Source organism: Streptomyces sp. HD, assembly GCF_028369295.1.
GTDB lineage: Bacteria > Actinomycetota > Actinomycetes > Streptomycetales > Streptomycetaceae > Streptomyces.
Map to the genome: position 1 here is coordinate 38,177 of NZ_JAQMYP010000044.1, position 24,493 is coordinate 62,669.

The 24,493-nt window shown below is 70.9% G+C and carries 25 protein-coding genes; 11 read left to right on the forward strand and 14 right to left on the reverse strand.

From position 1 onward, the window contains the following. Positions 1–4 precede the first annotated feature (4 nt). The 4 genes from POF73_RS33725 to POF73_RS33740 form a co-directional block, all read right to left on the reverse strand. Positions 5–1,792: a glycoside hydrolase family 15 protein gene (locus POF73_RS33725; protein WP_272122853.1), complete on the reverse strand. Its 1,788-nt coding sequence runs from the start codon at positions 1,790–1,792 to the stop codon at positions 5–7. Between the two features lie 62 nt (positions 1,793–1,854). Further along, positions 1,855–2,166 carry a hypothetical protein gene (locus tag POF73_RS33730; RefSeq protein ID WP_272122854.1) on the reverse strand — a complete coding sequence of 104 codons (312 nt, stop codon included), beginning with the start codon at positions 2,164–2,166 and terminating at the stop codon, positions 1,855–1,857. Beyond that, on the reverse strand, positions 2,163–2,735 hold the full coding sequence (locus tag POF73_RS33735; protein ID WP_443049677.1) for a sigma-70 family RNA polymerase sigma factor: 573 nt from the start codon (positions 2,733–2,735) through the stop codon (positions 2,163–2,165). Before POF73_RS33735 ends, POF73_RS33730 begins: the two co-directional genes overlap by 4 nt. Further along, a complete protein-coding gene (locus POF73_RS33740) occupies positions 2,732–4,270 on the reverse strand; it encodes a sodium:solute symporter family protein (protein ID WP_272122855.1) in 1,539 nt (512 codons plus the stop codon). Before POF73_RS33740 ends, POF73_RS33735 begins: the two co-directional genes overlap by 4 nt. Positions 4,271–4,438: 168 nt before the next feature. Between POF73_RS33740 and POF73_RS33745 the strand changes: the two genes are divergently transcribed. The 5 genes from POF73_RS33745 (at position 4,439) to POF73_RS33765 (ending at position 7,837) form a co-directional block, all read left to right on the forward strand. After that, positions 4,439–4,651, forward strand: coding sequence for a DUF3311 domain-containing protein (locus POF73_RS33745; protein ID WP_272122856.1), 213 nt, complete (start codon positions 4,439–4,441; stop codon positions 4,649–4,651). A gap of 52 nt (positions 4,652–4,703) precedes the next feature. Continuing rightward, entirely contained in the window at positions 4,704–6,857 is a 2,154-nt protein-coding gene (locus tag POF73_RS33750; protein ID WP_272122857.1) for a carbon starvation CstA family protein, read from the forward strand. Then, positions 6,854–7,042: a YbdD/YjiX family protein gene (locus POF73_RS33755; protein WP_272122858.1), complete on the forward strand. Its 189-nt coding sequence runs from the start codon at positions 6,854–6,856 to the stop codon at positions 7,040–7,042. The genes POF73_RS33750 and POF73_RS33755 overlap by 4 nt, the downstream gene beginning before the upstream one ends. 136 nt (positions 7,043–7,178) lie before the next feature. Further along, positions 7,179–7,382: a hypothetical protein gene (locus POF73_RS33760; RefSeq protein ID WP_272122859.1), complete on the forward strand. Its 204-nt coding sequence runs from the start codon at positions 7,179–7,181 to the stop codon at positions 7,380–7,382. After that, complete coding sequence (locus POF73_RS33765) at positions 7,382–7,837, forward strand: hypothetical protein (RefSeq protein ID WP_272122860.1); 456 nt, start codon at positions 7,382–7,384, stop codon at positions 7,835–7,837. The genes POF73_RS33760 and POF73_RS33765 overlap by 1 nt, the downstream gene beginning before the upstream one ends. A gap of 178 nt (positions 7,838–8,015) precedes the next feature. Here the strand turns inward: POF73_RS33765 and POF73_RS33770 are convergent, their stop codons facing one another. The 3 genes from POF73_RS33770 to POF73_RS33780 all read right to left on the reverse strand — a co-directional run bounded on the left by POF73_RS33770 (position 8,016) and on the right by POF73_RS33780 (position 10,203). Further along, positions 8,016–8,807 (reverse strand): SURF1 family cytochrome oxidase biogenesis protein, encoded by a 792-nt coding sequence (locus tag POF73_RS33770; protein WP_272122861.1) that lies wholly within the window; start codon positions 8,805–8,807, stop codon positions 8,016–8,018. Positions 8,808–8,888: 81 nt separating this feature from the next. Continuing rightward, positions 8,889–9,122 (reverse strand): hypothetical protein, encoded by a 234-nt coding sequence (locus POF73_RS33775; protein ID WP_272122862.1) that lies wholly within the window; start codon positions 9,120–9,122, stop codon positions 8,889–8,891. A 79-nt stretch (positions 9,123–9,201) separates the two neighbouring features. After that, positions 9,202–10,203: a DEDDh family exonuclease gene (locus tag POF73_RS33780; protein WP_272122863.1), complete on the reverse strand. Its 1,002-nt coding sequence runs from the start codon at positions 10,201–10,203 to the stop codon at positions 9,202–9,204. Positions 10,204–10,399: 196 nt separating this feature from the next. Between POF73_RS33780 and POF73_RS33785 the strand changes: the two genes are divergently transcribed. Then, positions 10,400–11,110, forward strand: coding sequence for a VIT1/CCC1 transporter family protein (locus POF73_RS33785; RefSeq protein ID WP_272122864.1), 711 nt, complete (start codon positions 10,400–10,402; stop codon positions 11,108–11,110). Positions 11,111–11,191: 81 nt separating this feature from the next. Here the strand turns inward: POF73_RS33785 and POF73_RS33790 are convergent, their stop codons facing one another. Then, positions 11,192–12,505, reverse strand: a complete 1,314-nt coding sequence (locus POF73_RS33790; RefSeq protein WP_272122865.1) for an MFS transporter — start codon at positions 12,503–12,505, stop codon at positions 11,192–11,194. A gap of 253 nt (positions 12,506–12,758) precedes the next feature. Between POF73_RS33790 and POF73_RS33795 the strand changes: the two genes are divergently transcribed. Further along, positions 12,759–13,802 (forward strand): zinc-dependent alcohol dehydrogenase family protein, encoded by a 1,044-nt coding sequence (locus POF73_RS33795; RefSeq protein ID WP_272122866.1) that lies wholly within the window; start codon positions 12,759–12,761, stop codon positions 13,800–13,802. Between the two features lie 6 nt (positions 13,803–13,808). Here the strand turns inward: POF73_RS33795 and POF73_RS33800 are convergent, their stop codons facing one another. The 3 genes from POF73_RS33800 to POF73_RS33810 all read right to left on the reverse strand — a co-directional run bounded on the left by POF73_RS33800 (position 13,809) and on the right by POF73_RS33810 (position 18,172). Further along, a complete protein-coding gene (locus tag POF73_RS33800) occupies positions 13,809–14,816 on the reverse strand; it encodes a CopD family protein (RefSeq protein WP_272122867.1) in 1,008 nt (335 codons plus the stop codon). A gap of 417 nt (positions 14,817–15,233) precedes the next feature. Continuing rightward, positions 15,234–16,601 (reverse strand): CoA transferase, encoded by a 1,368-nt coding sequence (locus tag POF73_RS33805; protein ID WP_272122868.1) that lies wholly within the window; start codon positions 16,599–16,601, stop codon positions 15,234–15,236. A gap of 35 nt (positions 16,602–16,636) precedes the next feature. Then, positions 16,637–18,172, reverse strand: a complete 1,536-nt coding sequence (locus POF73_RS33810; protein WP_272122869.1) for a S8 family peptidase — start codon at positions 18,170–18,172, stop codon at positions 16,637–16,639. A 373-nt stretch (positions 18,173–18,545) separates the two neighbouring features. Here POF73_RS33810 and POF73_RS33815 point away from each other — a divergent pair, with 373 nt between their 5' ends. From POF73_RS33815 to moaA, 3 genes are all read left to right on the forward strand, one after another. Next, on the forward strand, positions 18,546–18,902 hold the full coding sequence (locus POF73_RS33815; RefSeq protein WP_272122870.1) for a DUF485 domain-containing protein: 357 nt from the start codon (positions 18,546–18,548) through the stop codon (positions 18,900–18,902). Then, positions 18,899–20,527 carry a solute symporter family protein gene (locus tag POF73_RS33820; RefSeq protein WP_272122871.1) on the forward strand — a complete coding sequence of 543 codons (1,629 nt, stop codon included), beginning with the start codon at positions 18,899–18,901 and terminating at the stop codon, positions 20,525–20,527. The genes POF73_RS33815 and POF73_RS33820 overlap by 4 nt, the downstream gene beginning before the upstream one ends. Before the next feature lie 148 nt (positions 20,528–20,675). Beyond that, on the forward strand, positions 20,676–21,665 hold the full coding sequence (gene moaA, locus POF73_RS33825) for a GTP 3',8-cyclase MoaA (protein ID WP_272122872.1): 990 nt from the start codon (positions 20,676–20,678) through the stop codon (positions 21,663–21,665). A gap of 97 nt (positions 21,666–21,762) precedes the next feature. On the opposite strand, the gene POF73_RS33830 is transcribed toward moaA, so the two are convergent. Then, positions 21,763–21,975, reverse strand: a complete 213-nt coding sequence (locus tag POF73_RS33830) for a hypothetical protein (protein WP_272122873.1) — start codon at positions 21,973–21,975, stop codon at positions 21,763–21,765. Between the two features lie 210 nt (positions 21,976–22,185). Beyond that, complete coding sequence (locus POF73_RS33835; protein WP_272122874.1) at positions 22,186–22,584, reverse strand: DUF3099 domain-containing protein; 399 nt, start codon at positions 22,582–22,584, stop codon at positions 22,186–22,188. 242 nt (positions 22,585–22,826) lie between these two features. Between POF73_RS33835 and POF73_RS33840 the strand changes: the two genes are divergently transcribed. After that, positions 22,827–23,105: a GlsB/YeaQ/YmgE family stress response membrane protein gene (locus POF73_RS33840; RefSeq protein ID WP_272122875.1), complete on the forward strand. Its 279-nt coding sequence runs from the start codon at positions 22,827–22,829 to the stop codon at positions 23,103–23,105. Positions 23,106–23,221: 116 nt separating this feature from the next. Here the strand turns inward: POF73_RS33840 and tyrS are convergent, their stop codons facing one another. Further along, positions 23,222–24,490: a tyrosine--tRNA ligase gene (gene tyrS / locus POF73_RS33845; RefSeq protein ID WP_272122876.1), complete on the reverse strand. Its 1,269-nt coding sequence runs from the start codon at positions 24,488–24,490 to the stop codon at positions 23,222–23,224. Positions 24,491–24,493 lie beyond the last annotated feature (3 nt).

Sequence of the window (24,493 nt, forward strand, 5' to 3'; positions counted from 1 at the left end):
GCCCCTATCCTGCCCGGTCCGCCCCGAACAGGGCGAGGGCGGTGTGCACCAGGCCGATGTGGCTGAAGGCCTGAGGGAAGTTGCCGAGCTGGCGGCCGGCGACGGGGTCGTACTCCTCGGACAGCAGGCCCACGTCGTTGGCGAGGCCCACCAGCCGGTCGAACAGCTCGTGCGCCTCCTGGGTGCGGCCCGTCATGTGCAGCGCCTCCGCGAGCCAGAACGAGCAGGCCAGGAACGTGCCCTCGCCGCCCGGCAGTCCGTCGACGGTCGTGCCGTCCACGCCGTAGCGGCGCAGGAAGCCGTCATGACTGAGCTCGGCGCGGATCGCGTCGATGGTGCCGACGACGCGCGGGTCGTCGGGCGGCAGAAAGCCCACGCGCGGGATCAGCAGCAGGGCGGCGTCGAGTTCCTGGGAGCCGTAGGACTGCGTGAAGGTGTTGCGCTCGGCGTCGTAGCCCTTCTCGCACACCTCGCGGTGCACCTCGTCGCGGAACTCGCGCCAGCCGTCGAGGTCGCCCTCCAGACCGGGGTTCAGCTCCAGGGTGCGCACCGCGCGGTCCGCGGCCACCCACACCATCACCTTCGAGTGCACGAAGTGCCGGCGGCCGCCGCGTACCTCCCACAGCCCCTCGTCCGGCTGCCTCCACTCCGTGCGCAGCCACTCCATCAGGGCGGACTGGATCGCCCACATGTGCGGCTTGATGGGCAGGCCCTCGTGCCGGGCCAGCGCCAGTGTGTCCATGACCTCGCCGTACACGTCCAGCTGAAGCTGGTTCACGGCCTCGTTGCCGATGCGTACGGGCGCGGAGCCGGCGAAGCCGGACAGCCACGGCACCTCGAACTCGGGCAGTCGCCGCTCGCCCGCCAGGCCGTACATGATCTGCAGGTCGGCCGGGTCACCCGCGACCGCGCGCAGCAACCAGTCGCGCCAGGACTCCGCCTCCTCCCGGTAGCCCGCCGACAGCCCCACGTTCAGCAGGAGGGTGGAGTCACGCAGCCAGCAGTAGCGGTAGTCCCAGTTGCGGACGCCGCCCAGCTCCTCGGGCAGGGACGTGGTGGGGGCGGCGACGATGCCGCCGGTCGGCCGGTAGGTGAGGGCCTTGAGGGTGATCAGGGAGCGGATGACGGCGTCGCGGTAGGGGCCGTCGTAGTGGCAGCGGCCCGACCACTTCTGCCAGTCGCGGACGCTGGCGCGCAGCGCCTTGTGCGGGTTGACGAGCGGTGGGCGCGGCTCGTGCGAGGGGTGCCAGGTGAGGACGAACGCCACCTTCTCGCCCTTCTCGACCGTGAACTCCGAGTGGGTGCCGAAGTCCTCGCCCCAGGTGTGGACTTCGGGCTCGCTGCGCAGCCAGACCGAGTCCGGGCCCGCGACGGCCACCCGGTGGCCGCGGGACTTGCGCACCCAGGGCACGATCGAGCCGTAGTCGAAGCGGATCCGCAGGGTGCTGCGCACGGTGACGCGGCCGTGCAGGCCCTCCACGATGCGCACGAGGTCGGGGGCGTGGTCGCGCTGGGGCATCAGGTCGGTGACGCGGATCGCGCCGTCGGCGGTCTCCCACTCGGTGTCCAGCACCAGGGTGTCCGGGCGGTAGGCGCGCCGGGTGCAGGGGCCCTTGGTGTGCTTGGGGGCGATACGCCAGTGGCCGTTGTCCTTGTGGCCGAGGAGTTTGGCGAAACAGGCACCCGAGTCGAAGCGCGGCAGGCACAGCCAGTCGACGGAGCCGTCCCTGCTGATCAGGGCGGCCGTCTGCTCGTCGCCGATGAGGGCGTAGTCCTCGATGCGGGGGTGCACGCAAGTGCGGGTTCCCCGAGGGCCGGTGGGCCAATCCAGGTGGGGGCCGGGGGAGTGATGCGTCAGGGGAGGGGCCGCGGGAGTGGCATGGCGGCGGTCGATCCGGTGCCGGAGAAGATGACGCCGGGGTCCGTCGGGGCCTGGTTGAGGACCCACAGGCCGATCAGAGTGGCCAGGGCGAACACGACCGCGATGAGGACGGCGAGCACGAGCCGGCGCCGGCGTTCCCGGCGCAGCCACTCGCCGCGCGCCGTGCGATAGGCGTCGGGCGGGGGCCGTACCCCGTCGGCGAGCGCGGCCAGCGCCTCGCGCAGTTCCCGCTCGGTGTGGTCCGGACCGGTGCCACGCGACCCGGTCGCATCTCGATGCGTCATCGCCGGGCCTCCATCGCCTGGGTCAGGGCGGCGAGGCCGCGCGCCGTATGGGTTTTGACGGAACCGCAGGAGATCCCCATCGCCGCGGCGATCTCGCTCTCCTTCAGCCCGAGCCAGTGCCGCAGCACCAGCGCTTCGCGCTGGCGGGCCGGCAGCTGCTGCAACGAGTCGATCAGAACCCGCTGGTCGTCCCGCAGCAGCGCGGTGCTCTCGGCCGAGGCGACGAGCTCGTCGGCCGGCTTCTCCACATGCTTGCGGGCCACTTGGAGATGCCGTATCCGCATCCGCGTCAGATTGCACACGGTGGAGCGCAGATACGCCTCCGCCGCCTCGGTGTCCCTCAGGCGCCGCCACTTCCGGTAGATCTGGTAGTAGGCCTCCGCCACGACGTTCTCCGGGTCGTCGGCGCCGAGCAGGACGGCGAGGCGCAGCATCGACGCGTAGTTCAGCTCGAACAGGCGGGCCAGACCGGCCTCGCGCTCCAGGTCCGCCGGGTCGCTCACCGCGGGGGCGAGCGGCACGGCCGGTACCGGTGGGCCGCCGCCCTCTGGTCTCAAATGCTGTCTCACGGGTTGTTCGCTCCCGTCTCGGGGCGCCGTCTGACGCTCAGGCGTGACGGCAGGTCGGTCAGATCGGCGCCGCGCGGGACGCCCAGACGTTCGAGTACCGCGGTCCCGGCCACGGCGACGACCAGGTTGAGCAGCAGGGCGGCGAGCCCGGCGTAGATCTCCGGTCCGGAGCCGAGCGCCACGATCGACGAGAAGCCCTCCCGTACGACCAGGTAGGTTCCGGCGACCATGCCCACGGCCCACCCGGCGAGCAGCGCCCGTGGATGCAGCCGCCCGGTGAACAGTCCCACCGCGACCGCCGGGAAGATCTGCAGGATCCAGACCCCGCCGAGCAGCTGGAGGTTGATGGCGTCCTGGTCGCGCAGCCCGAACACGAACGCCACCGCGCCCACCTTCGCGGTGAGCGACACCGCCTTGGCGATGCGCACCTGCCGCTTGGGCGTGGCCGTCGGATGGACGTATTCGACATACACATTGCGTACGAAACTGGTGGCCGCCGCGATCGACATGACCGCCGCCGGGACCAGCGCCCCCACGGTGATCGCCCCGAACACCAGCCCGGCCAGCGGCGCCGGCATCAGCCGGTCCACCAGCATCGGTACGGCCGCCTCGGCGCCGCCCGCCGGAGCGCGCACGCCGGTCGCGAGCGCCGCGATGCCGAGGAAGCCGAAGAGGGCGAGCAGCCCGGTCCAGGCGGGCAGCGACACGGCCGCCTTGCGCAGGGTGCGGGGGCCGTCGGCGGCGAAACCGGCGGTCAGCACATGCGGGTACATCAGCAGGGCGAGCGCGGAGCCGAGGGCGAGGGTGGCGTAGGCGGGCTGTTGCTCGGGGGTGAGGAGCAGCGCCGGGCCGCCGAGGCGCTCGGCCGCACCGTCGAAGACGGCACCAGGGCCGCCGACCCGGTCCAGGACCAGCCAGGTCACCGCGGTCAGCGACACGAAGACGGCCACGGCCTTGAGCGCCGAGATCACGGTGGGGGCACGCAGCCCGTGCCGGTAGGTGGCGACGGCCAGCCCGGCGAACAGCGCCACCATCGCCAGATCACCGGCCGCACCCCGCGGATACAGACCGCCGGCCGTCAGGATCGCCCGTATCCCGAGCAGTTGCAGCGCGAGATACGGCATCGTCGCGAGGATCCCGGTCAGCGCGACCACCAGGGCCAGCGGCGGTGAGCCGTACCGGCCGCGCACGAAGTCGGCCGCCGTGACATAGCCGTGCCGATCGGCCACGGTCCACAGCCGGGTCAGCAGCACGAAGGCCAACGGGCAGACGATCACCGTGTAGGGCACCGCGAAGAAGGCGGGCGCGCCGTTGCCGTACGCCAGACCCGGCACGGCGGCGAAGGTGTACGCGGTGAAGATCGTGCCGCCCAGCAGCAGCCACGTCCACACCGGGCCGAGGCTGCGGTCGGCCAGCGCCCAGCCCTCCAGCGCGGGAAGCCGGTCGCTGGGGCGCAGCCGCCGCGCCGTGACGGCGAGCAGCGACGCCCCGCCGATCACGGCGAGAAACGTCGCGGTCATGGCGCCGTCGGCCATGGGTCACCGTCCTTGGTGTGCCTGTGCCCTCGCGGGAGAGTTGCGCGGGCGGCCGGAACGGAGGACAGGGAACCGGCGGGAAATTTCCTGGAAATTCGCTGTCAACCGGTCCGAGGGGGTGGGCAACTCTTGCACAGACCGACAGCGAGCGGGAGAGGAGCGCAGGCCATGGCACGGACCGGTCATCACCGGCTACGGCGTGTCGCGATCGCCGTACTGCTTCTCGCGCCCGCGGCAGGACTGCTGTGGGTCCCCTGGTACGCCGGTGCTGAACCGAAACTGGCCGGCACGCCGTTCTTCTATTGGTACCAACTCCTCTGGGTACCGGGGTGCGGCCTCTGTCTGCTGGCGGCGTATGCGCTGACGGACCGACATCGCTGATTCGTACCTCTGCTTCCTCTGCTGCACCCCCTTGTCCAGGTCAGGAGTCGCCATGCCCACCTCAGCCGTGCCCGAATCCCGCCGCGGAGCGCCGGAAAAATCACCGATGTCGCCTAAGTCGGTGGCGATCTGGAGCGCCGTCGCCCTCGCCGGCGCCCTCGGCTGGGCCGTGCTCGCCCTGTCCCGGGGTGAGGACATCTCGGCCGTCTGGCTGGTCGTGGCGGCCCTCGGCTCGTACGCGATCGCCTACCGCTTCTACTCCCGGTTCATCGCCCGGAAGGTCCTCCAGGTCGACGACACCCGCGCCACCCCGGCCGAACGCCTGGAGGACGGTGTCGACTACCACCCCACCGACAAGAGGGTGCTGTTCGGCCACCACTTCGCGGCGATCGCCGGCGCCGGCCCGCTGGTCGGCCCGGTCCTGGCCGCACAGATGGGCTATCTGCCGGGCACGATCTGGATCATCGCCGGCGTGATCTTCGCCGGTGCGGTGCAGGACATGATCGTCCTGTTCCTCTCCATGCGCCGGGACGGCAAGAGCCTCGGCCAGATGGCCCGGGACGAGATCGGCAAGGTGGGCGGCGCCGCCGCGTTGATCGGCGTCTTCGCCATCATGATCATCCTGCTCGCGGTGCTCGCGATGGTCGTCGTCAACGCGCTGGCGGAGTCGGCATGGGGCACCTTCTCGGTCTCCATGACCATCCCGATCGCCCTCTTCATGGGCTTCTACCTGCGCTGTCTGCGCCCCGGCCGGGTCGTGGAGACCAGTCTCATCGGTGTGACCCTGCTGCTGCTCGCCATCCTCGGCGGCGGCTGGATCCAGGACTCCTCGCTCGCCGAGTACTTCGTCTGGAGCCCCGAGACCCTCGTCTTCTGCCTGGTCGGCTACGGCTTCGTCGCCTCCGTACTCCCGGTGTGGATGCTGCTGGCGCCCCGCGACTACCTGTCGACCTTCATGAAGGTCGGCACCATCGCCCTGATGGCCGTCGGGGTGCTGATCGCCGCCCCGAACCTCAGGGCCGAGCCGGTGACGGAGTTCGCGTCGAGCGGCGCCGGACCGGTGTTCGCCGGTTCCCTGTTCCCCTTCCTCTTCATCACCATCGCCTGCGGCGCCCTGTCCGGCTTCCACGCCCTGGTCTCCTCCGGCACCACGCCGAAACTGATCGAGAAGGAGTCCCAGGTCCGGCTGATCGGCTACGGCTCCATGCTCACGGAGTCCTTCGTCGCCGTCATGGCGCTGATCGCCGCCTGCGTGCTCGAACCCGGCCTGTTCTACGCCATGAACTCCCCGGCCGCCCTGCTCGGCCCGACCGTGGACAGCGCCGCAGAGGCGGTGAAGAACCTCGGCTTCACCATCACCCCGGACCAGCTGACGGCCGCGGCGCAGGCGGTCGAGGAGGAGACCCTGATCGGCCGCTCGGGTGGCGCGCCCACGCTCGCCGTGGGCATGTCGGAGATCTTCTCCGGGGTGCTCGGCGGCGCCGGGATGAAGGCCTTCTGGTACCACTTCGCGATCATGTTCGAGGCGCTGTTCATCCTCACCACGGTGGATGCCGGCACCCGCGTCGGCCGCTTCATGCTCCAGGACATGCTCGGCAACGTCTGGAAGCCGATCGGCCGGGTCACCTGGAAGCCCGGCATCTGGATCACCAGCGCCCTGGTCGTCGGCGCCTGGGGCTACTTCCTCTACGCCGGTGTCACCGACCCGCTCGGCGGCATCAAGCAGCTCTTCCCGCTGTTCGGCATCGCCAACCAGCTGCTCGCCGCGGTGGCCCTGGCCGTCACCACCACCGTGCTGATCAAGTCCGGCAAGCTGCGCTGGGCCTGGGTCACCGGCATCCCGCTCGCCTGGGACGTGGCCGTCACCTTCACCGCCGGCTGGCAGAAGATCTTCTCCGACAACCCGGCGATCGGCTTCTTCGCCCTGCGGGACAAGTACGCGCGGGCCATCGAGGACGGTCAGCTGCTGCCGGGCGCCACGAACATGGACGACATGCACACCATCGTCCTCAACAACACGGTCGACGGTGTGCTCATGGCCGTCTTCCTCCTGCTGGTCCTCACGGTCCTGGTCAACTGCGCGGTGGTGTGCGTGCGCGCCGTCCGCGCGCCTCATCCGCCGGCGACGACCGAGGCGCCCTACGTCGAGTCCCGTATCGAGGCGCCCGAGCAGTCCGGTGAGCCGCTCGTGGGTGTCCGGTCGTGATCGTCCGACGGTGGGCCGGGGCGGTGCGCTGGTATCTGCGCGAGCTGACCGGGGAGGCCGAGTACGACCGCTATTGCGAGCGCCACCGTCGCCATCACCCCCATGCCCCGGTGCCGACCCGACGGGAGTACGAGGTGCTGCGGACTCTGCACAGGGAGGAGCACCCGCAGAGTCGCTGCTGTTGACACCGCACATCGATCCAGCCCCCGCGCCTCTTGAGTACGTCCACTGCACGTACCCAAGAGGCGCGGGGAACTGCGCGAGCAACCACGAACCACCCGCACGCGCCCATGAGACAGAAACCCCCGCGGCGAGAGCCAGATGCCGAGACGCCGATCATCCCTACTGATCCGCCCCGAACTCGACGACAGCCCCCTGCACCGGACCCTGCTGGAACTCCGCCCCACCCAGCAGCTCCACGGCTTGGGCGCCGGCCGCAGCAGCCCCGCATGGGAACCCGTGGCCGACCTGCTGCACGCCACCGGCCGCGACTGGGACCGCCGTGTCCACCGGCCTACCACCTGATGCTGCGGTACCTGTCCCCGCGCGGCCACGGCACGGTCCCCGACATGATGGACTTCGCCTGGCAGGCAGCCTTCCAGGCACCGCACGGATCCCCGGTCGCCCTGCTGCCGGTGACGGCCCGGGTGGAACTCGCCGCCCACCGCCAGGCGCGGTCGGAGCAGTCGGCGCTCGACGGGCTCGGCGAGAACGCTCACTGGAGCGAACCCAGGGCGGTGCAGGAGATCGACACGGCCCTGTCCCGGTGGTTCCGCGCCGCCGCCACACCTCACGCCGAAGCCGTCGCCGACCTCAACGTCCTGGCCTTCGCCCTGTCCCGAGCCCACCGCCCGGACGAGGCGGCCCTCGTCTTCCGGCGCATCGGCCGCCATATGACCGCCCACCCGTGGGACCTGCTGCCTGCACCGGAACGCACTTTCCGCTACTGGCGGGACCAGACGACCGGACGGGGGACGTGACGGGGCCCTCACAGCTGGCGTCAGGCCGAGCTGCCGGGGCAAAAGGGCCCTCGCGGCTGGTGCCGTGGCGCGAGCTGCCAGGCCGGCGGGGCCGCGCCGCTCCTACCGCGCCGCTCCTACCGCGCCGCTCCTACCGCGCCGCTCCTACCGCGCCGCTCCTGCCGGGCGGCGCCCCGTGCTACACCGGGGCCGGCGTCGTCTCCGACTCCTCCGGTGCGGCCGGCTTCGCCTGGTCGCGGGCCTCGCGGCGGGCCAGGATGAACCAGCCGAGGGGAACGCCTGCCGCGAACAGCCACCACTGGATGGCGTACGCGTAGTTCAGCGGGGCGTTCTCGTCGCCGGGCCTCCCGATCAGCTCCGGGGTGTCGCCCTTGGGCTCGGGTGTCGTCTGCACGACGTAGCCGCCGAGCACCCGGGCGTCGAGGCGCCGGGCCTCCTGCTCGCTGTTGATCAGCATGACCTGCCGGTCGGGGAGGCCCTTGAGGTTCTTGATGCCGCTCGCCTCGGTCGTCTCGTCGGGCATCAGGCGCCCGGTGACGGTGACCCGGCCGCTCGGCGGGGCGGGGACCTTGGGGAACGCCGTCTGGCTGGGGCCGTCGGCGGGGATCCAGCCGCGGTTGACCAGCACGACCTTGCCGTCCGTCAGGACGAGGGGGGTGAGGACGTGGAAGCCGACCTCCTCGTCGGCGTTGACGCGCCGCCTGACCACGACTTCCCGATCGGTGTCGAAACGGCCCTCGGCCGTCACGGTGCGGTACCGCTGCTTCGTGGTGACGGTGTGCCCCGGGGACGTCAGCTCCTCCACGGGGACCGACTTGGCGCCCAGCGCGTCGTCGACCAGCTGGTTGCGGGCGGAGCGCTCCTCGTAGCGGTGCATCTGCCAGATGCCCAGCCTGATCATCGTGGGGATGAGGAGCAGGGCGACCAGCGTGAGGATCACCCACTGCCGGGACAACAGGAAGCGGTACACCCCACGACCGTACAACTCGGTCGTGGGGTGTCTTCAGGCGGGTACCGGTCCGGACGGGCGGCGGTGGGGGCCCGGCCGGGGTCACACTTTGTCGACGATCCCCACCTTCCCCTCCGCGCGGGCGCAGTGGGCGCCGCAGTACCAGTGACCCTCGACCTCGACGCCCTGCCCGATGATCTGGACGCGGCAGTGCTCGCAGACCGGGGCCATACGGTGGATCGCACAGGAGAAGCAGTCGAAGACGTGCACCGCGCCCTGCGCGTGCACCTCGAAGCTCATGCCGTAGTCGTTTCCGCATACTTCACATGTCGCCATGCGCCACAGGGTGAGCCGTCGTCGCGGTCCGGGCGAGGGGGCTCGGGGCGAGTCGCGCGGCAATCACCCGTCCGTACGGTCACTGCTCCGACGCCGGTTCCACGTCCCTGAGGAGCTGCCCGAACGCGGCCTCGTCCACCACCGGCGTCCCGTACTGCCGGGCCTTGACCACCTTCGAGGTGCTCGCGTCCGGGTCGTTCGTGACGAGCAGGCTGGTCATCCGGGACAGGCTCGTCGACACATGCAGCCCGGCCTCGATCGCACGGTCCTCCAGCAGGTCGCGCTCGACCGACGTGTCCCCGGAGAAGGCCACCCGCATGCCCTGTTTGAGCCTTCTGCCCTCTTCGTAGCGCCCGGGGTTGGGGTAGGGGCAGGCGGGCCTCTTCCGGGACGGGCGCCAACTGGTCGGCCGGTACCCGCTGTAACCGCCGTGCCCGCCCGCCTGCTGTCCGATCCGGGGCGTGGCGGTGTCCCGCCACTCGGTCAGCGGCCGGCACTCCTGCAGCGGCAGCCGCACACTGCCCGCCGCCGCGGCCCGCAGGCTCGGCCGGAACGCCTCCGCCAGCACGCGCGCGTCGTCCAGCGCGTGGTGCGCGCGCTGCTGTACGACGCCGAAGTGCGCGGCCAGCGACTCCAGCTTGTGGTTGGGCAGCGGCAGGCTCAGCTCCTTGGACAGCGCGATGGTGCACAGCCGCTGCCGTACCGGGGCCTCGCGCTCCGCGCGCGCGTACTCCCGCGCGATCATCTGCCAGTCGAAGACCGCGTTGTGCGCGACGAGCACCCGGCCGTCGAGCCGGTTCGAGAACTCCTCGACGATGTCGGTGAAGAGGGGGGCCGCTTCGAGCACGTCGCTCGTCAGACCGTGGATCCAGACCGGGCCCGGGTCCCGCTCCGGGTTGACCAGGGTGTACCAGTGGTCCTCGACCTCGCCGCGCGCGTCCAGCCGGTAGACGGCCGCGGAGATTATCCGGTCGTCCCGGGCCAGGCCCGTGGTCTCCACGTCAACGACCGCGTATCCCTGGGGATACGCGGCCGGCCACGCATGGGGGGAGGGCGCTGCGGTCGTACGGTCTTCGAGCATGGTCACTGAGGATACGGGCCGCCACTGACAGCCCTGACCGTCAGGTGCCTTGCCGCGTCCGCCTGTTCGAACCCGGCGAACACGCGGGCGTCAACCGGTCGGCGTGTACCCGGTGTTGCCGTACCGTGCCGGGCCCGGTGCCCGCCCGGGAGCGTCGGTACGTCCGGGATGTCCCCTGCGGTGCGATCCTCCGCATGTGACCGAAGCAACGCATGACGAGGCCCACGGCGGCGCACTGAGCGAGCGGCTGAACTGGCTGCGGGCGGCCGTTCTCGGGGCGAACGACGGCATCGTGTCGACCGCGGGACTCGTCGTCGGTGTGGCCGGCGCGACGGACGACCGCTCGGCCCTCCTCACCGCCGGGCTGGCCGGGCTGCTCGCCGGGTCGATGTCGATGGCGGCGGGGGAGTACGTCTCGGTGTCCACCCAACGCGACTCGGAGCGGGCCGCGTTGGCCCAGGAGAAGCGGGAACTGCGGGAGCGGCCCGAGGCGGAGCTGGAGGAGCTGGCGGGACTGCTCCGGCGCCGTGGGCTGTCCCGGGACGTGGCCATGGAGGCGGCCGTCCAGCTGACGGAGCGGGACGCGCTCAGGGCGCACGCGCGCGTGGAGCTCGGTATCGACCCGGACGCGCTGACCAACCCGTGGCACGCGGCGTGGGCGAGCTTCGTGGCGTTCACGGCCGGGGCGCTGCTGCCGTTGCTCGCGATGGTGCTGCCGTCGGCGGACTGGCGGCTGCCGGTCACCGTCGCCTCCGTCCTGGCCGCACTCGCCCTCACCGGCTGGAGCAGCGCCCGCCTGGGCGGCGCCGCGCCCCCACGCGCGGTGCTGCGCAATGCGGCGGGCGGGGCGCTGGCGATGGGGGTCACTTACCTGGCCGGGACGCTGCTGGACGTGGCGGGCGTGTAGGGGCGGGCGTGTAGGCGCGCGGGAGCAGGGGGCGTAGGGGAGCTGATCCTGGGCCGGACCCGGGGGACCGGGGTGAGCCGGTCACCCGTCGCCGTCCCGGCCCGGCTGAACGGCGGTGGGCGCGGGTTGGGGAACATCGCGCATGTGGCGGAGCGGGGAGAAGAACACGAACCAGCCGGCCGCCCACGTACCGACGAAGGCCAGCCAGAGTGTGGGCCGCACCCCGATCAAGGTCCCCAGCGCCCCGCCGAGGACGCCGCCGACCGGCAGCGTGCCCCACGCGACCCAGCGCACGGCCGCGTTCATCCGGCCCATCAGCTCCGGCGGCGTCACCGACTGCCGATAGCTGAGCTGCGCGACGTTGTACACCATCACGGAGAAGCCCGTGATGCCCCAGCCCAGCGGGAACAGCAGCACCCCCCAGCCGCGCCAGGCGGCGGCCGCGATGACCTGTGGCGCGCTGAACACCAGCATCGACACCCAGATGATCCGAGCCGAGCCGATCCTCTTGGCGAGCCGGCCGGCGAACACTCCGCCCGCGATCGCGCCGACGGCCGAGCCCGCCAGGATCAGCCCGGTCAGCGCGGGACTCACATGCAGCACCCGGATCAGGAAGACCATCGCCAGCGCCGACGTCATGCCGGAGAACAGGTTCGCGGTGCTCGTACACGCCACGATCCGCCGCAGTATCCGGTGCCGGACCACGAATCTCAGTCCCTCGGCGATCTGGCTCCGCAACGTCTCGTCCTCGCGTCGCGCGGGCGGCGGCTCCTCGCGCGTCCTGATGCCGGACATCGAGAAGACCGAGACCGCGTACGAGATCGCGTCGGCCGCCATCGCCCCCGCCGCGCCGAACGCCGCGACCAGCCCCCCGCCCAGACTGGGACCCCCGAGCTGCGCGAACGCCTGCGTGGTCGCCAGCTTGCCGTTGGCGTCCATCCGGAGATCGGCGCGGATCAGCGACGGCACATAGCTCTGGTACGCGACGTCGAAGAACACCGTGCACACGCCGGCTGCGACAGCGACGACGTAGAGCTGGGCCATCGTCACGGTGCCGAGCGCGGCCGTCAGCGGTACCGAGCCGATGATCAGCAGGCGGAGGATGTTGCAGACGAGCATGACGGACCGTTTGGAGCCGCGGTCCACGAGCGCGCCCGCGGGCAGCGCGATCAGCGCGAACGCCGCCGTGGTGGCGGCGGTCAGCAGCCCGACCTGGAACGTGCTCGCCTTGAGCGCGACGACCGCGACCAGCGGCAGAGCGACCTGGGTGACCGCCGACCCCATCTCACTGACCGACTGCCCACTCCACAGCAGCATGAAGTCCCGCTGACGCCACAGGCTCCGACCGTCGTACTCCGACCCGGCCTCCCGTAAGTCCTTGGCCACTTCCGTCACAGCACCGACTCCGCTCTCGGATCCACGGCCCGGACTGGGCCGCTGATCACCATCACGCCGGCACGGTGCTCCCGGTTCTCGCCGGCATCCTCCGCTTCGCCGTCTCCCGCTCCGGATCCGAGCGATTTCCGCTGGTCAGTGACCCGCTCGGCCCCCTCGAAGCGCGCCGGGCGCCGACCGCGACGTACGGTGAGACGCGTGCTCGAACACCCCCCGAGCGCACGCCCCACCAGCGACGAGAAGGACCCTCGCCATGCGCGCCACCACCATCCACGCCCCCTTCGACATGCGTGTGCAGGACGTGCCCGACCCCGTGCTCCAGGAGTCCACGGACGCCGTGGTCCGGGTGCTGCGCGCCTGTATCTGCGGCAGCGACCTGTGGGCGTACCGGGGCGAGGCGGCCCGGCAGCCGGGGCAGCGCATCGGCCATGAGTTCCTCGGTGTCGTCGAGGAGGCGGGTCCCGAGGTGACCGGGGTCAGGCGCGGCGACCTCGTCGTCGCGCCCTTCATGTGGTCCGACGGCGTCTGCGACTACTGCCGCGAGGGCCTCACCACCTCCTGCGAGCACGGCGGCTTCTGGGGGTCCGTCGGCTCCGACGGAGGCCAGGGCGAGGCCGTGCGCGTCCCCTACGCCGACGCCACCCTCGTCCAGCTCCCCAAGGACGCCGCCTCCGACGAGCATCTGCTGTCCGCCCTGCTGACCCTCTCCGACGTCCTGGGCACCGGTCATCACGCCGCCCTCGGCGCCGGGGCCCGCCCGGGTGCCACGGTCGCGGTCGTCGGTGACGGTGCCGTCGGGCTGTGCGCGGTACTCGCCGCCAAGCGCCTCGGCGCCGAGCGGATCATCGCGCTCGGCCGGCACCAGGTCCGCACGGACATCGCACGCCGCTTCGGCGCCACCGACGTGGTCGCCGAGCGCGGGGACGCGGCCGTCGAGGCCGTACGCGAACTCACGCGCGGGCAGGGCGCACACGCCGTGGTCGAGGCCGTCGGTACCGAACAGTCCATGCGTACGGCGGTCAACATCACCCGGGACGGCGGCGCCATCGGCTTCGTCGGTGTGCCGCACGGCAGCGGCACCGGGCTCGACCTCAGCGTCATGTTCGACGGGAACATCGCGCTGCGCGGCGGCGTCGCTCCGGTCCGCACCTACATCCCCGAGCTGCTGCCGGACGTCCTGGACGGCACGATCGACCCGTCGCCCGTCTTCGACCTGACGGTGGGTCTGGAGGACGTCCCTGCCGGCTACAAGGCGATGGACGAGCGCACCGCGCTCAAGGTCCTGGTCGCCAACTGAGGCCGCTCACCAGCGGATCGGCACCGGCAGCGCCGTCAGCAGCCCCGACAGTGCGACCACCACCCCCAGGACGACGACCTCGGCCCGCGCGGGAGTACAGGCGGTCAGCGGGTCGGCAGCCCGGCGCAGCCGGATCCGCGCCCAAAGGGCGAGCGCGGCGACGGCCACCATGAGGATCACCTTGGCCAGCAGGGCGCGCCCGTACGCCGTGTCGGTCAGCTGCTCCAGGATCGTGTCCGACGGCATCCGGCGCAGTGAACTCCACACCCCTGTCGCGGTGACGGCCGCGAGGAGTACGGCCGCCACGCGCGCGTAGAGCCCCAGCAGCGCCGCGCCCGCCTCCCTGTCGTCCCACCCGCGCAGGGTCCGCAGGGCGTACAGCAGCCCGCCCGCCCAGAGCGACGCGCAGAGCAGGTGCACCAGCGTCAGTCCGGAGCCCAGCAGCGGGCCGTGCTCGGTCGTGGGGTGCGCCCGCAGCGACTCGGCGACCGCCACCGCGGCCAGCGGCCACACCTGGGTCGCCGGCCGGCGCGAGAGGGCGCACAGCCCGGCCACGGCGAAGGCGTTGACCTCCAGCAGGGCGAGCTTGCCGTCGCGCGACGCGTAGAGGCCGCCGACGTCGAGGTCCGCCGGGCTGGTCGGCACGAGGTTGCCCGTGGAGACGACCGAGGCGAGGCCCAGGGCGGCGACGAAACCGGCGGCGGCCGCGTACGGCGCCCAACTGCGGGGCATGGCCGGGGGAGTGCCGGGCATCGAGCGGGCCAGCCGACGCAGGAACAGTTCCCCCAACGGGACGCACAACGCCGCGAACAGCACCGTGCGCAGCAGCGCGATCCCGGCCGTGCCGGGCGCGGGGGCCTCCCCGGTGCCGTGCAGCGCGGCCGACGGCCCGAGCAGCGGGATCAGCGCCGCGAGCGCGACCAGGACGAGCACGGCGACGGCCCGGCCCACACCGGGGCGCCCCGCGGGCTCACCCCCGGCGGACACACCAGGGGAAGGTCTGGTCAACGTCACCTCAGGATCTTCACAAAGCAACACAGAGCCGGGCAAGTGCCGGAAAACAAGTGGCGGTACGGCATTCCGCCCAGGGATACGCTTCCGACGGCCCCGGCGCTCAGACCATCACGCGGAAACCGGGGCATCTGCCGCGCGGGCCCACCCCTGCGGAGCCGGGGTCTCTGCCGATCAGCCTCGGCATCCGGAACCGGGGTCTCTGCCGCTCGACCCCGCCCCACGGGGCCGGGATTTCTGCCGCGCGGGCCCACCCCTGCGGAGCCGGGGTCTCTGCCGATCAGCCTCGCTACCCGGAACCGGGGTCTCTGCCGCTCGCCCCTGCTCCACGGGGCCGGGGTTTCTGCCGCTCGCCCCCGCCCCACGGAACCGGGACCTCTACCGCTCAGCCTCGTCACACTGAGCCGGGATCCTCGTCGCTCAGACCCATCCCGCCGGATCCGCGCCCCAAACCCCCGGCGGCCGCCCCCAGTCGGCGGGACCGCCCGTGAACGACACTGGTGGCAGGGCGTACCGCAACCGCCCGAGGGGGCTGTCCCGCTCACTGAGCCAGGCGTCCGGAGCCGCGTATACCCGCTCCCCCCGCGGCCCCGGCCGGAGCCCGTTCACCAGCCACTGCGCGGTGCGCGCCAGTGACAACCGTACGCACCGGCCGTACCCCTGCTCCCGCTGCTCGGTCAGTGCCCGCAGTACCGCCGCCGCCAGCAGATACCCCGTCCCGTGGTCGAGGGCCTGCGCGGGCAGTGCGCCGGGTCGCTCGGTCGATCCCTCGATCGCGGCGATCCCCGTGGCGACCTGGACGAGACTGTCGAACCCGCGCCGCTCGCGCCAGGGTCCGTGGTCTCCCCATGCCGACAGCTGCGCCACGACCAGCCCGGGCCGGCGCTCGGCCAGCGCGTGTGCCGACAGTCCGAACCGGTCCAGGGCGCCCGGCCGGTAGCCGGTGACCACGACGTCCGCAGCGGAGAGGAGTTCCTCGAAGGCGCTCCGGTCGGCCGCCAGGTCCAGCGTCGCCGAGCGCTTCCCGAAACCCGTGTCGGCGTGCTGGTCGGCGAGTTCGGGCAGCTGCGGCGCGTCCACGCGCAGGACGTCGGCGCCGAGCAGGGCGAGCGTGCGTGTGGCGACGGGTCCGGCGATGACCCGGGTCAGGTCCAGTACACGTATCCCGGCAGCGGGCAGCAGGGGAGTGCCGTCGAGCACCGGGAGCGCACGCACGCGTGCCGTGTCCAGGCGTTCGTGCTCGACGAGCGGACGCCGGACCACCTCGGCGGCCTGCTCGTGCGCCGCCCATTCCTTCGGGGTGCGCAGCGCCACGGCCAGTCCGCCGGCCGCATAGACGGCCTTCTCCACCTCGTGAGAGGACCGCTCGGCCAGGGCCGCGCCCACGGCGTCCGGGTCCTCCTCGGCCACTCCCAGCGCGGCCAGGAGCGGGGCCCGGTGGTGGGGATAGTTCGCGTGCGTCCGCACCCAGCCGTCCGCCGTCGGCCAGAACCGCGACAGCGGCGCGAAGTTGACCGGTGCGCGGCCGTCGACCAGCAGATGCCGTTCACTCACGAACGCCGTGGCGATGGCGCCGTCGTCCAGCCGCACCCCGGGCACCTCGGCGAGCCCGGCCCGCCGCGCCCCCAACTCGGCCGCGGCCAGCGCGCACGCGCCCACGCACGCGCGCGCCAACTCCCGTACGGGAAGGCGCGCATGAAGCGCACCCTCCCGCACCACGGTCGACACCCGGGGGAGCAGGGCAGGATCGCCGCCCACCGCGGACCAGGCTGTACTGATTTCAGTCATGACTGCACTATGCAGTATTGACTGAATCAATATGTTCAGTCGACGGCGTCCAGCGCGTCAACGACGCCGAACCCGTAGAACCCGTTGAACCGCTTGCCGCTCTCGCACACCGCGTCCTGCTTGCCGTCGCCGTCCTGGTCGTACGACTCCGGGCAGCCCGGGTTGTCCGCCTGGGCCTTCAGGAGCGCCTGCAGCATCGCCGGAGTCGCCTTCGGGTACTTGGACTTCAGCAGCGCGGCGACGCCGGAGGCGTGCGGCGAGGCCATCGACGTGCCCTGCAGCCAGCCGTACTCGCCGTTCGGCATGGTGGACAGGATGCGGCCGTTCTGCGACGGGGTGTCCGTCGGGATCTGGAACTTCCGGTCGCCGCCCGGGGCCGCGATGTCGACGACGCCGTAACCGTAGGACGAGTAGTACGACTTCTCGTTCTTGACGCCCGTCGCGCTCACCGTGACCACGCCCGGCAGCTGGGTCGGCACATCGAAGCACGTGTGCGGGTCGATCGTGCGGTTGACCGGCGTGGAGTCGTCGGGGCTGGTGTCGTCGACGATGGAGTCGGCGTCCATGTCGTGGTTGGAGTTGCCCGCCGAGGCCAGGTTGAGCGTGCCCTTCTTCTGGGCGTACAGCTGGGCCCTGTTGACCGCGTCAACGATGGCCTTCTGGTCGGGGTCGTCCATGCAGTTGTACAGCCACGGGTCAACGTAGTAGCTGTTGTTGGTGATCTCCACGCCGTGGTCGGCGGCGAACACGAAGGCGCAGACGACGTTCTCCGGGTAGAAGAGGCCGTTCTTGGGGTCGCTCACCTTGATGCCGGCGACCTTCACGCCGGGCGCCACACCCGCGACACCGATGCCGTTGCGGGCCGCGGCTATCTCACCCGCGACATGCGTGCCGTGGTAGTCCTCGGTCGGGTTGTACGGACGCCAGGCGCCCGCGCTGGTGTCCGGGACGCCGCCGACGCAGTTCGCCGACTGGGACGCGGAGAAGTTCGGGGCCAGGTCCGGATGGGTGTCGTCGACGCCGGTGTCGATGACGGCGACGGTGACGTTCGAACTGCCCGGGTTGATCTTGGCGGCCTTGTCGGCGCCGATCGCCCGCAGGTCCCACTGGTCGGCCTCAAGGGGCTCGCTGTCGGCCGCCGCGTCGGACACCCGCGCGGTCTTCGTGGCCTGCTTCTTCGTCAGCAGCTGGACGGGACCCTCGTCCGTGGTGCCGGCGGCGGTCAGCGGCGTCGTACGCGTCGCACCCGCCGACTCCACCCCGCGCACCTTGCGCATCACCTTGGCGAAGTCGGGGTTCGCCGAGTGGACGACGATCACGCCGATCTTGTCGTACGACGTCACGACGGTGCCGTCGGCCGCCGCGATCGCCTTCTTCACCGACTCGATCGTGCGATGGTCCGGTCGGGTGTTGACGACATACGCCAGGGCGGTCGCGTCCGCGGCCTGTACGGACGGCTCCCCGAGCGGTGCGGCCGAGGCCGCCGCCGGCAGGAAGCCGAGCGAGGCGGTCAGTGACAGGGCGAGGGGTACGGCGAGGCCGAGTCGGCGTCTGGACCGCAGATGAGCCATGGGTTCTCCACATCATCCGGAACGGAAGGCCCGCCCGAAGCAGGGATGGGTGGCCGGGCAGGTACATGACGATTCGTGCTGGAGCGAAGTTATCCCTGATCTTCCGGGCCAGCAATCACTGATCCGAGCGACTTCGGAAAGAAGCCTTCGGAGTTGAACCGGTCCTCGCGCGGCGCCGTGACCTTGGGAAGGAGGCGCGAGCAGGATCGAGCCCCCTGTCGGATCACGCGCCGTGGCCCTAACATCGCCACCCGGCTCAGGTGATCCACGTCACCATGAGGAACAGAGCCGCATGCCCGTACCCAACTCGTCCCCACCCCCCGACCCGCCCCCGTCCACCGACGCAACAGAGCCCGCAACGCGAGGAGACTCCGTGGCCACCGACGCACCGCCCCCCTCGAAAGAGCAACACAAACTCCCTTCCCCCGAGGAGTTCGCCGAGGTGCAGGAGAGCGCGGAGTTCGGTGAACTGCGCCGCTCCTACCGCTCCTTCGCCTTCCCGCTGACCGTCGCCTTCATTGCCTGGTACCTGCTGTACGTCCTGCTCTCCAACTACGCGGGCGACTTCATGGGCACCAAGCTGTTCGGCAACATCAACGTCGCCTTGGTCCTCGGTATCGCCCAGTTCCTCACCACGTTCCTCATCGCCTGGTGGTACTCGCGCCACGCCGGCGCGAAGCTCGACCCCAAGGCCGAGGCCATCAAGACCCGTATGGAGGGCGGCGCATGAGCCCCGCGATGACCCATGTGCAGCTCGCCGCCAACGAGGCCAGCGAGCACCGTCCGCTGATCATCACCCTGTTCGCGTGCTTCGTGGTCGCGACCCTGTTCATCACCATCTGGGCCGGCCGCCAGACCAAGGACGCCGCCGACTTCTACGCGGGCGGCCGCTCCTTCAGCGCCTTCCAGAACGGCCTCGCCGTCTCCGGCGACTACATGTCCGCCGCGTCCTTCCTCGGCATCGCGGGCGCCATCGCCCTCTTCGGATACGACGGCTTCCTCTACTCCATCGGATTCCTGGTCGCCTGGCTGGTCGCCCTGCTCCTGGTGGCCGAACCGCTCCGGAACTCCGGCCGCTACACGATGGGCGACGTGCTCGCGTACCGCATGCGCCAGCGCCCGGTGCGCACGGCGGCCGGCACCTCCACGATCGTCGTGTCGATCTTCTACCTGCTCGCCCAGATGGCGGGCGCCGGCGTCCTGGTCTCGCTGCTGCTCGGCATCACCACCGACGCCGGCAAGATCCTCATCGTCGCGCTCGTCGGCGTCCTGATGATCGTGTACGTGTCGATCGGCGGCATGAAGGGCACCACCTGGGTCCAGATGGTCAAGGCGGTCCTGCTCATCGGCGGCACGATCCTCATTACGTTCCTGGTGCTGCTGAAGTTCAACTTCAACATCTCCGACCTGCTCGGCAAGGCCGCTGAGAACAGCGGCAAGGGCGCCGCCTTCCTGGAGCCCGGCCTCCAGTACGGCGCCACCGGCACCTCCAAGCTGGACTTCATCTCCCTGGGCATCGCCCTGGTCCTCGGCACCGCCGGTCTGCCGCACATCCTGATCCGCTTCTACACGGTGCCCAACGCCAAGGCCGCCCGTAAGTCCGTGAACTGGGCGATCGGCATCATCGGCGGCTTCTACCTGATGACCATCGCGCTCGGCTTCGGCGCCGCCGCGCTGATCTCCCAGGACGAGATCATCGCCTCCAACCCGTCCGGCAACACGGCCGCACCCCTGCTCGCGCTGCACCTGGGCGGTGTCGACTCGGCATGGGGCGCGATCCTGCTCGCCACCATCTCGGCGGTGGCCTTCGCGACGATCCTCGCGGTCGTCGCGGGTCTGACCCTGGCCTCGTCCTCGTCGTTCGCCCACGACATCTACGCGAACGTCATCAGGAAGGGCCAGGCCACCGAGAAGGAGGAGGTCAGGGCCGCCCGCCTCGCCACCATCGGCATCGGCGCCGTCTCCATCCTCCTCGGCGCCCTCGCCCGCGACCTCAACGTCGCCGGCCTGGTCGCCCTGGCCTTCGCGGTCGCCGCCTCCGCCAACCTGCCGACGATCCTCTACAGCCTGTTCTGGAAGAAGTTCACCACCCAGGGCGCGCTGTGGTCGATCTACGGCGGTCTGATCGTCGCCGTCGGCCTGGTGCTGTTCTCGCCGGTCGTCTCCGGCGACCCGAAGGCGATGTTCCCGGACGTCGACTTCGCCTGGTTCCCGCTGAAGAACCCGGGCATCATCTCCATCCCGTTCGGCTTCCTCATGGGCTGGCTCGGCACCGTCCTGTCCAAGGAAGAGCCCGACGCCCGCAAGTACGCGGAGCTGGAGGTCCGGTCCCTGACCGGCACCGGCGCCCACTGAGCACCACCCCCGAGCGGCCGCGTCGTAGGTCTCTACGACGCGGCCGCGTCTTACGTCGTGGGATCGGGCCTGTGTCACTGTCAGTGCGGTCACGTAGGCTCGCAGGTGACGGACGTTGAATCTGGTCGTGACGAGGGAGGGGGCCCACGTGCTCATCGACACCTACGGCCGAGTGGCCACCGACCTGAGGGTCTCGCTGACCGACCGCTGCAACCTGCGGTGCACGTACTGCATGCCCGAGGAGGGCCTGCAGTGGCTGGCCAAGCCCGACCTGCTCACGGACGACGAGATCGTCCGCCTGATCGACATCGCCGTCACCTCCCTCGGTATCGAGGAGGTCCGCTTCACCGGCGGCGAGCCCCTGCTGCGCCCCGGTCTGGTGGGCATAGTCGAGCGCGTGGCGGCGCTCACCCCCCGCCCCCAGATGTCCCTGACGACGAACGGCATCGGCCTCAGGCGCACCGCGTCCGCCCTGAAGACCGCGGGCCTGGACCGGGTCAACGTCTCCCTGGACACCCTCCGCCCCGACGTCTTCAAGACCCTCACCCGCCGCGACCGCCACAAGGACGTCATCGACGGCCTGTACGCTGCCCGCGACGCCGGCCTGACCCCGGTCAAGGTCAACTCGGTCCTGATGCCGGGCCTCAACGACGACGAGGCCCCCGACCTCCTCGCCTGGGCCGTGGAGCACGACTACGAACTGCGCTTCATCGAGCAGATGCCCCTGGACGCCCAGCACGGCTGGAAGCGCGACGGCATGATCACGGCCGGTGACATCCTGACCTCCCTGCGCACCCGCTTCGAGCTGACCCCCGAGGGCGAGGAGAAGCGCGGCTCGGCCCCGGCGGAGCGCTGGCTGGTGGACGGCGGCCCCCATGTGGTGGGCGTCATCGCCTCCGTCACCCGCCCGTTCTGCGCGGCCTGCGACCGCACCCGCCTGACGGCCGACGGCCAGGTCCGCACCTGCCTGTTCGCCCAGGAGGAGACGGACCTGCGCGCAGCCCTGCGCTCCGGCGCTCCCGATGAGGAGATCGCCCGCATCTGGCGCCTGGCGATGTGGGGCAAGAAGGCGGGAGCGGGCCTGGACGACCCGAGCTTCGTCCAGCCGGACCGACCGATGTCCGCGATCGGCGGCTAGCTGCAACGCCTCAAGGGGCGCGGGGAACTGCGCGACCAACCGCGACGGGCCGGCAGACGCGTAAAGGCGTGCACCACCTCGGACCGATGGCGCGCCATCAGACTTCCGGCGCTTCCCATTCCTCCAGCAGCACAACGTCCTTCAAAAACCCCCGCACCCCGAGGAACTGCGACAAATGCTCGCGATGCTCCTCGCACGCGAGCCACGTCTTGCGCCGCTCCGGCGTATGAATCTTCGGGTTGTTCCACGCCAGCACCCACACGGCATCGGCACGGCAGCCCTTGGCAGAACAGATAGGCGTGTCACTCACGGATTCGTCTCACAGATGCGCACAAAAGGCGACGCCGAGCAGCCACGGGGGGAGCTGCCCGGCGTCGGTCCATCGCTCCGACGGGGGATGCGGAGCGTCCACGAAGTATGTCATGGGTAACCCGTCCCCCGGCACCGGAACAACACTATTGATCTGAGCTTTTCCTGAGCTTGGCGCGGAGTCGCCTGCGGAGCGCACCGCTCCGCAGGATCACGTTGCGTCGTGCGGTTTGCTTTGTTCGCCCGGCGCGGAGTCATCCGCCACATCTTCCGGGACCGATTCCGCAGAACCGTCATTCGTCCCCTGCGGCGCGATCATCGGCCGCGTGGGCGCCATCACGAACGTCGACGGCAGACCCGGCGCATTCTCCCGCCCGGCGTTGGCGATCACCACGGCGATGTACGGCAGGATCGCCCCGAGAACCAACGCCACGATCGCGACGTGCCGTTCGACGTTCCACAGCGACGCCGCCAGGATCACCGACACCGTACGGATCGACATCGAGATGACGTACCGGCGCTGCCGGGCGCGCACATCGTCCTGGAGCCCCGCTCGGGCCCCGGTGATCCGGAATACCTCGGACTGGCCGCCCGCGTGCAGCTTCCGCATCAGATTCCACCATCCGCCCGCATCGGACTCTCCCCCTGTCCGTACCCGACCGCCCCCGGTCGGAGACCCGGGCCAGGACACCTTCCACGGTACGCCCCGTCTGCGCCGCCTACGAGACCGGGGCCCCTGTCACCTGGGGGAACGCCATCAGCCGTAACGCGTACGGCGGTACCCGGCATGCGGCGTACCGGAGCCGCACCAAGACTGGCCGTAATCCTCACCCCGAGGCGTAGGAGGCGGCCATGGGCTGGTTGTGGGCGATCATCGTGGGATTCGTGCTGGGCCTGCTCGCGAAGCTGCTCATCCCGGGCAAGCAGCACAGCCCTCTCTGGCTGACCACCATCTTCGGCATGCTCGGCGCCATCGTCGGCAACTCCATCGCCCGAGCGTTCGGCGTCGACTCGACACGCGGCATCGACTGGAGCCGCCACATCTTCCAGATCGTCGCAGCGGTGATCATCGTGTACGTGGGGGACATGCTGTACATGGCGACGCTGGGCAAGAAGAAGCAGCGGACGTGAGGCGATCAACGCCCTAGGGGAAGCGCCCCGAAAGGGGCGCGGGGAACTGCGCGACCAGCCACAACGAACCAGTAGCCCGCAGATCACCGCACCCCTACGGCGAATCCCGCAAAACCCTACGAGCCGGTGACCTCAACCGCCGCGAGGTTCTTCTTCCCCCGCCGCAGCACCAGCCACCGCTCGTGCAGCAGGTCCTCCTTCGCCGGCACGGCATCCTCCGCGGCGACCTTCACGTTGTTCACGTACGCCCCGCCCTCCTTCACGGTCCGCCGCGCAGCAGACTTGCTGGCGACAAGGCCGACCTCGGCGAACAGGTCGACCACCGGACCGAGCTCGGCAACCTTCACATGCGGCACCTCGGACAGCGCAGCAGCCAGCGTCGCCGCATCCAGCTCCGCCAGCTCCCCCTGCCCGAAGAGCGCACGGGACGCGGCGATCACCGCGGCCGTCTGGTCGGCGCCGTGCACCAGCGTCGTCAGCTCCTCGGCGAGAGCCCGCTGCGCGGCCCGCGCCTGCGGACGCTCCTCCGTCTGCTTCTCCAGCTCCTCCAGCTCCGCACGGGACTTGAAGGACAGGATCCGCATGTACGTCGAGATGTCCCGGTCGTCCGCGTTCAGCCAGAACTGGTAGAACGCGTACGGCGTCGTCATCTCCGGGTCGAGCCAGATGGCGCCGCCCTCGGTCTTGCCGAACTTGGTGCCGTCCGCCTTGGTCATCAGCGGGGTCGCCAGCGCGTGCACGCCCGCGTGCGGCTCCAGGCGGTGGATCAGGTCCAGACCCGCCGTGAGGTTGCCCCACTGGTCGCTGCCGCCCTGCTGGAGCGTGCAGCCGTGCCGCCGGTACAGCTCCAGGAAGTCCATGCCCTGGAGCAGTTGGTAGCTGAACTCCGTGTAGCTGATGCCCTCTTCGGACTGGAGCCGACGGGCGACCGAGTCCTTGGTGAGCATCTTGTTGACGCGGAAGTGCTTGCCGATGTCCCGCAGGAACTCGATGGCCGACATGCCGGCCGTCCAGTCCAGGTTGTTCACCATCGTCGCGGCGTTGTCGCCCTCGAAGGAGAGGAAGGGCTCGATCTGCGCGCGCAGACGGTTCACCCAGTTCGCGACCGTCTCCGGGTCGTTCAGCGTGCGCTCGGCCGTCGGGCGCGGGTCGCCGATCTGGCCCGTGGCGCCGCCGACCAGCGCGAGCGGGCGCAGGCCCGCCTGCTGGAGGCGGCGCATGGTGAGGACCTGGACCAGGTGGCCGACGTGCAGGCTGGCCGCGGTCGGGTCGAAACCGCAATAGAACGTGACGGGACCGTCCGCGAGAGCCTTGCGCAATGCGTCCTCGTCGGTGGACAGGGCGATCACGCCACGCCACTTCAGCTCGTCGACGATGTCCGTCACGGT

Bases quoted from the DNA above. Each gene is read 5' to 3' on its own strand.
- POF73_RS33810 (WP_272122869.1), bottom strand. From the start codon at position 18,172: ATGGCTCATCTGCGGTCCAGACGCCGACTCGGCCTCGCCGTACCCCTC.
- POF73_RS33775 (WP_272122862.1), bottom strand. From the start codon at position 9,122: ATGGCGACATGTGAAGTATGCGGAAACGACTACGGCATGAGCTTCGAG.
- POF73_RS33765 (WP_272122860.1), top strand. From the start codon at position 7,382: ATGCTGCGGTACCTGTCCCCGCGCGGCCACGGCACGGTCCCCGACATG.
- POF73_RS33805 (WP_272122868.1), bottom strand. From the start codon at position 16,601: ATGACTGAAATCAGTACAGCCTGGTCCGCGGTGGGCGGCGATCCTGCC.
- POF73_RS33730 (WP_272122854.1), bottom strand. From the start codon at position 2,166: ATGACGCATCGAGATGCGACCGGGTCGCGTGGCACCGGTCCGGACCAC.
- POF73_RS33840 (WP_272122875.1), top strand. From the start codon at position 22,827: ATGGGCTGGTTGTGGGCGATCATCGTGGGATTCGTGCTGGGCCTGCTC.
- POF73_RS33795 (WP_272122866.1), top strand. From the start codon at position 12,759: ATGCGCGCCACCACCATCCACGCCCCCTTCGACATGCGTGTGCAGGAC.
- POF73_RS33780 (WP_272122863.1), bottom strand. From the start codon at position 10,203: ATGCTCGAAGACCGTACGACCGCAGCGCCCTCCCCCCATGCGTGGCCG.
- POF73_RS33740 (WP_272122855.1), bottom strand. From the start codon at position 4,270: ATGGCCGACGGCGCCATGACCGCGACGTTTCTCGCCGTGATCGGCGGG.
- POF73_RS33820 (WP_272122871.1), top strand. From the start codon at position 18,899: ATGAGCCCCGCGATGACCCATGTGCAGCTCGCCGCCAACGAGGCCAGC.
- POF73_RS33750 (WP_272122857.1), top strand. From the start codon at position 4,704: ATGCCCACCTCAGCCGTGCCCGAATCCCGCCGCGGAGCGCCGGAAAAA.
- POF73_RS33835 (WP_272122874.1), bottom strand. From the start codon at position 22,584: ATGCGGAAGCTGCACGCGGGCGGCCAGTCCGAGGTATTCCGGATCACC.
- POF73_RS33745 (WP_272122856.1), top strand. From the start codon at position 4,439: ATGGCACGGACCGGTCATCACCGGCTACGGCGTGTCGCGATCGCCGTA.
- POF73_RS33760 (WP_272122859.1), top strand. From the start codon at position 7,179: ATGCCGAGACGCCGATCATCCCTACTGATCCGCCCCGAACTCGACGAC.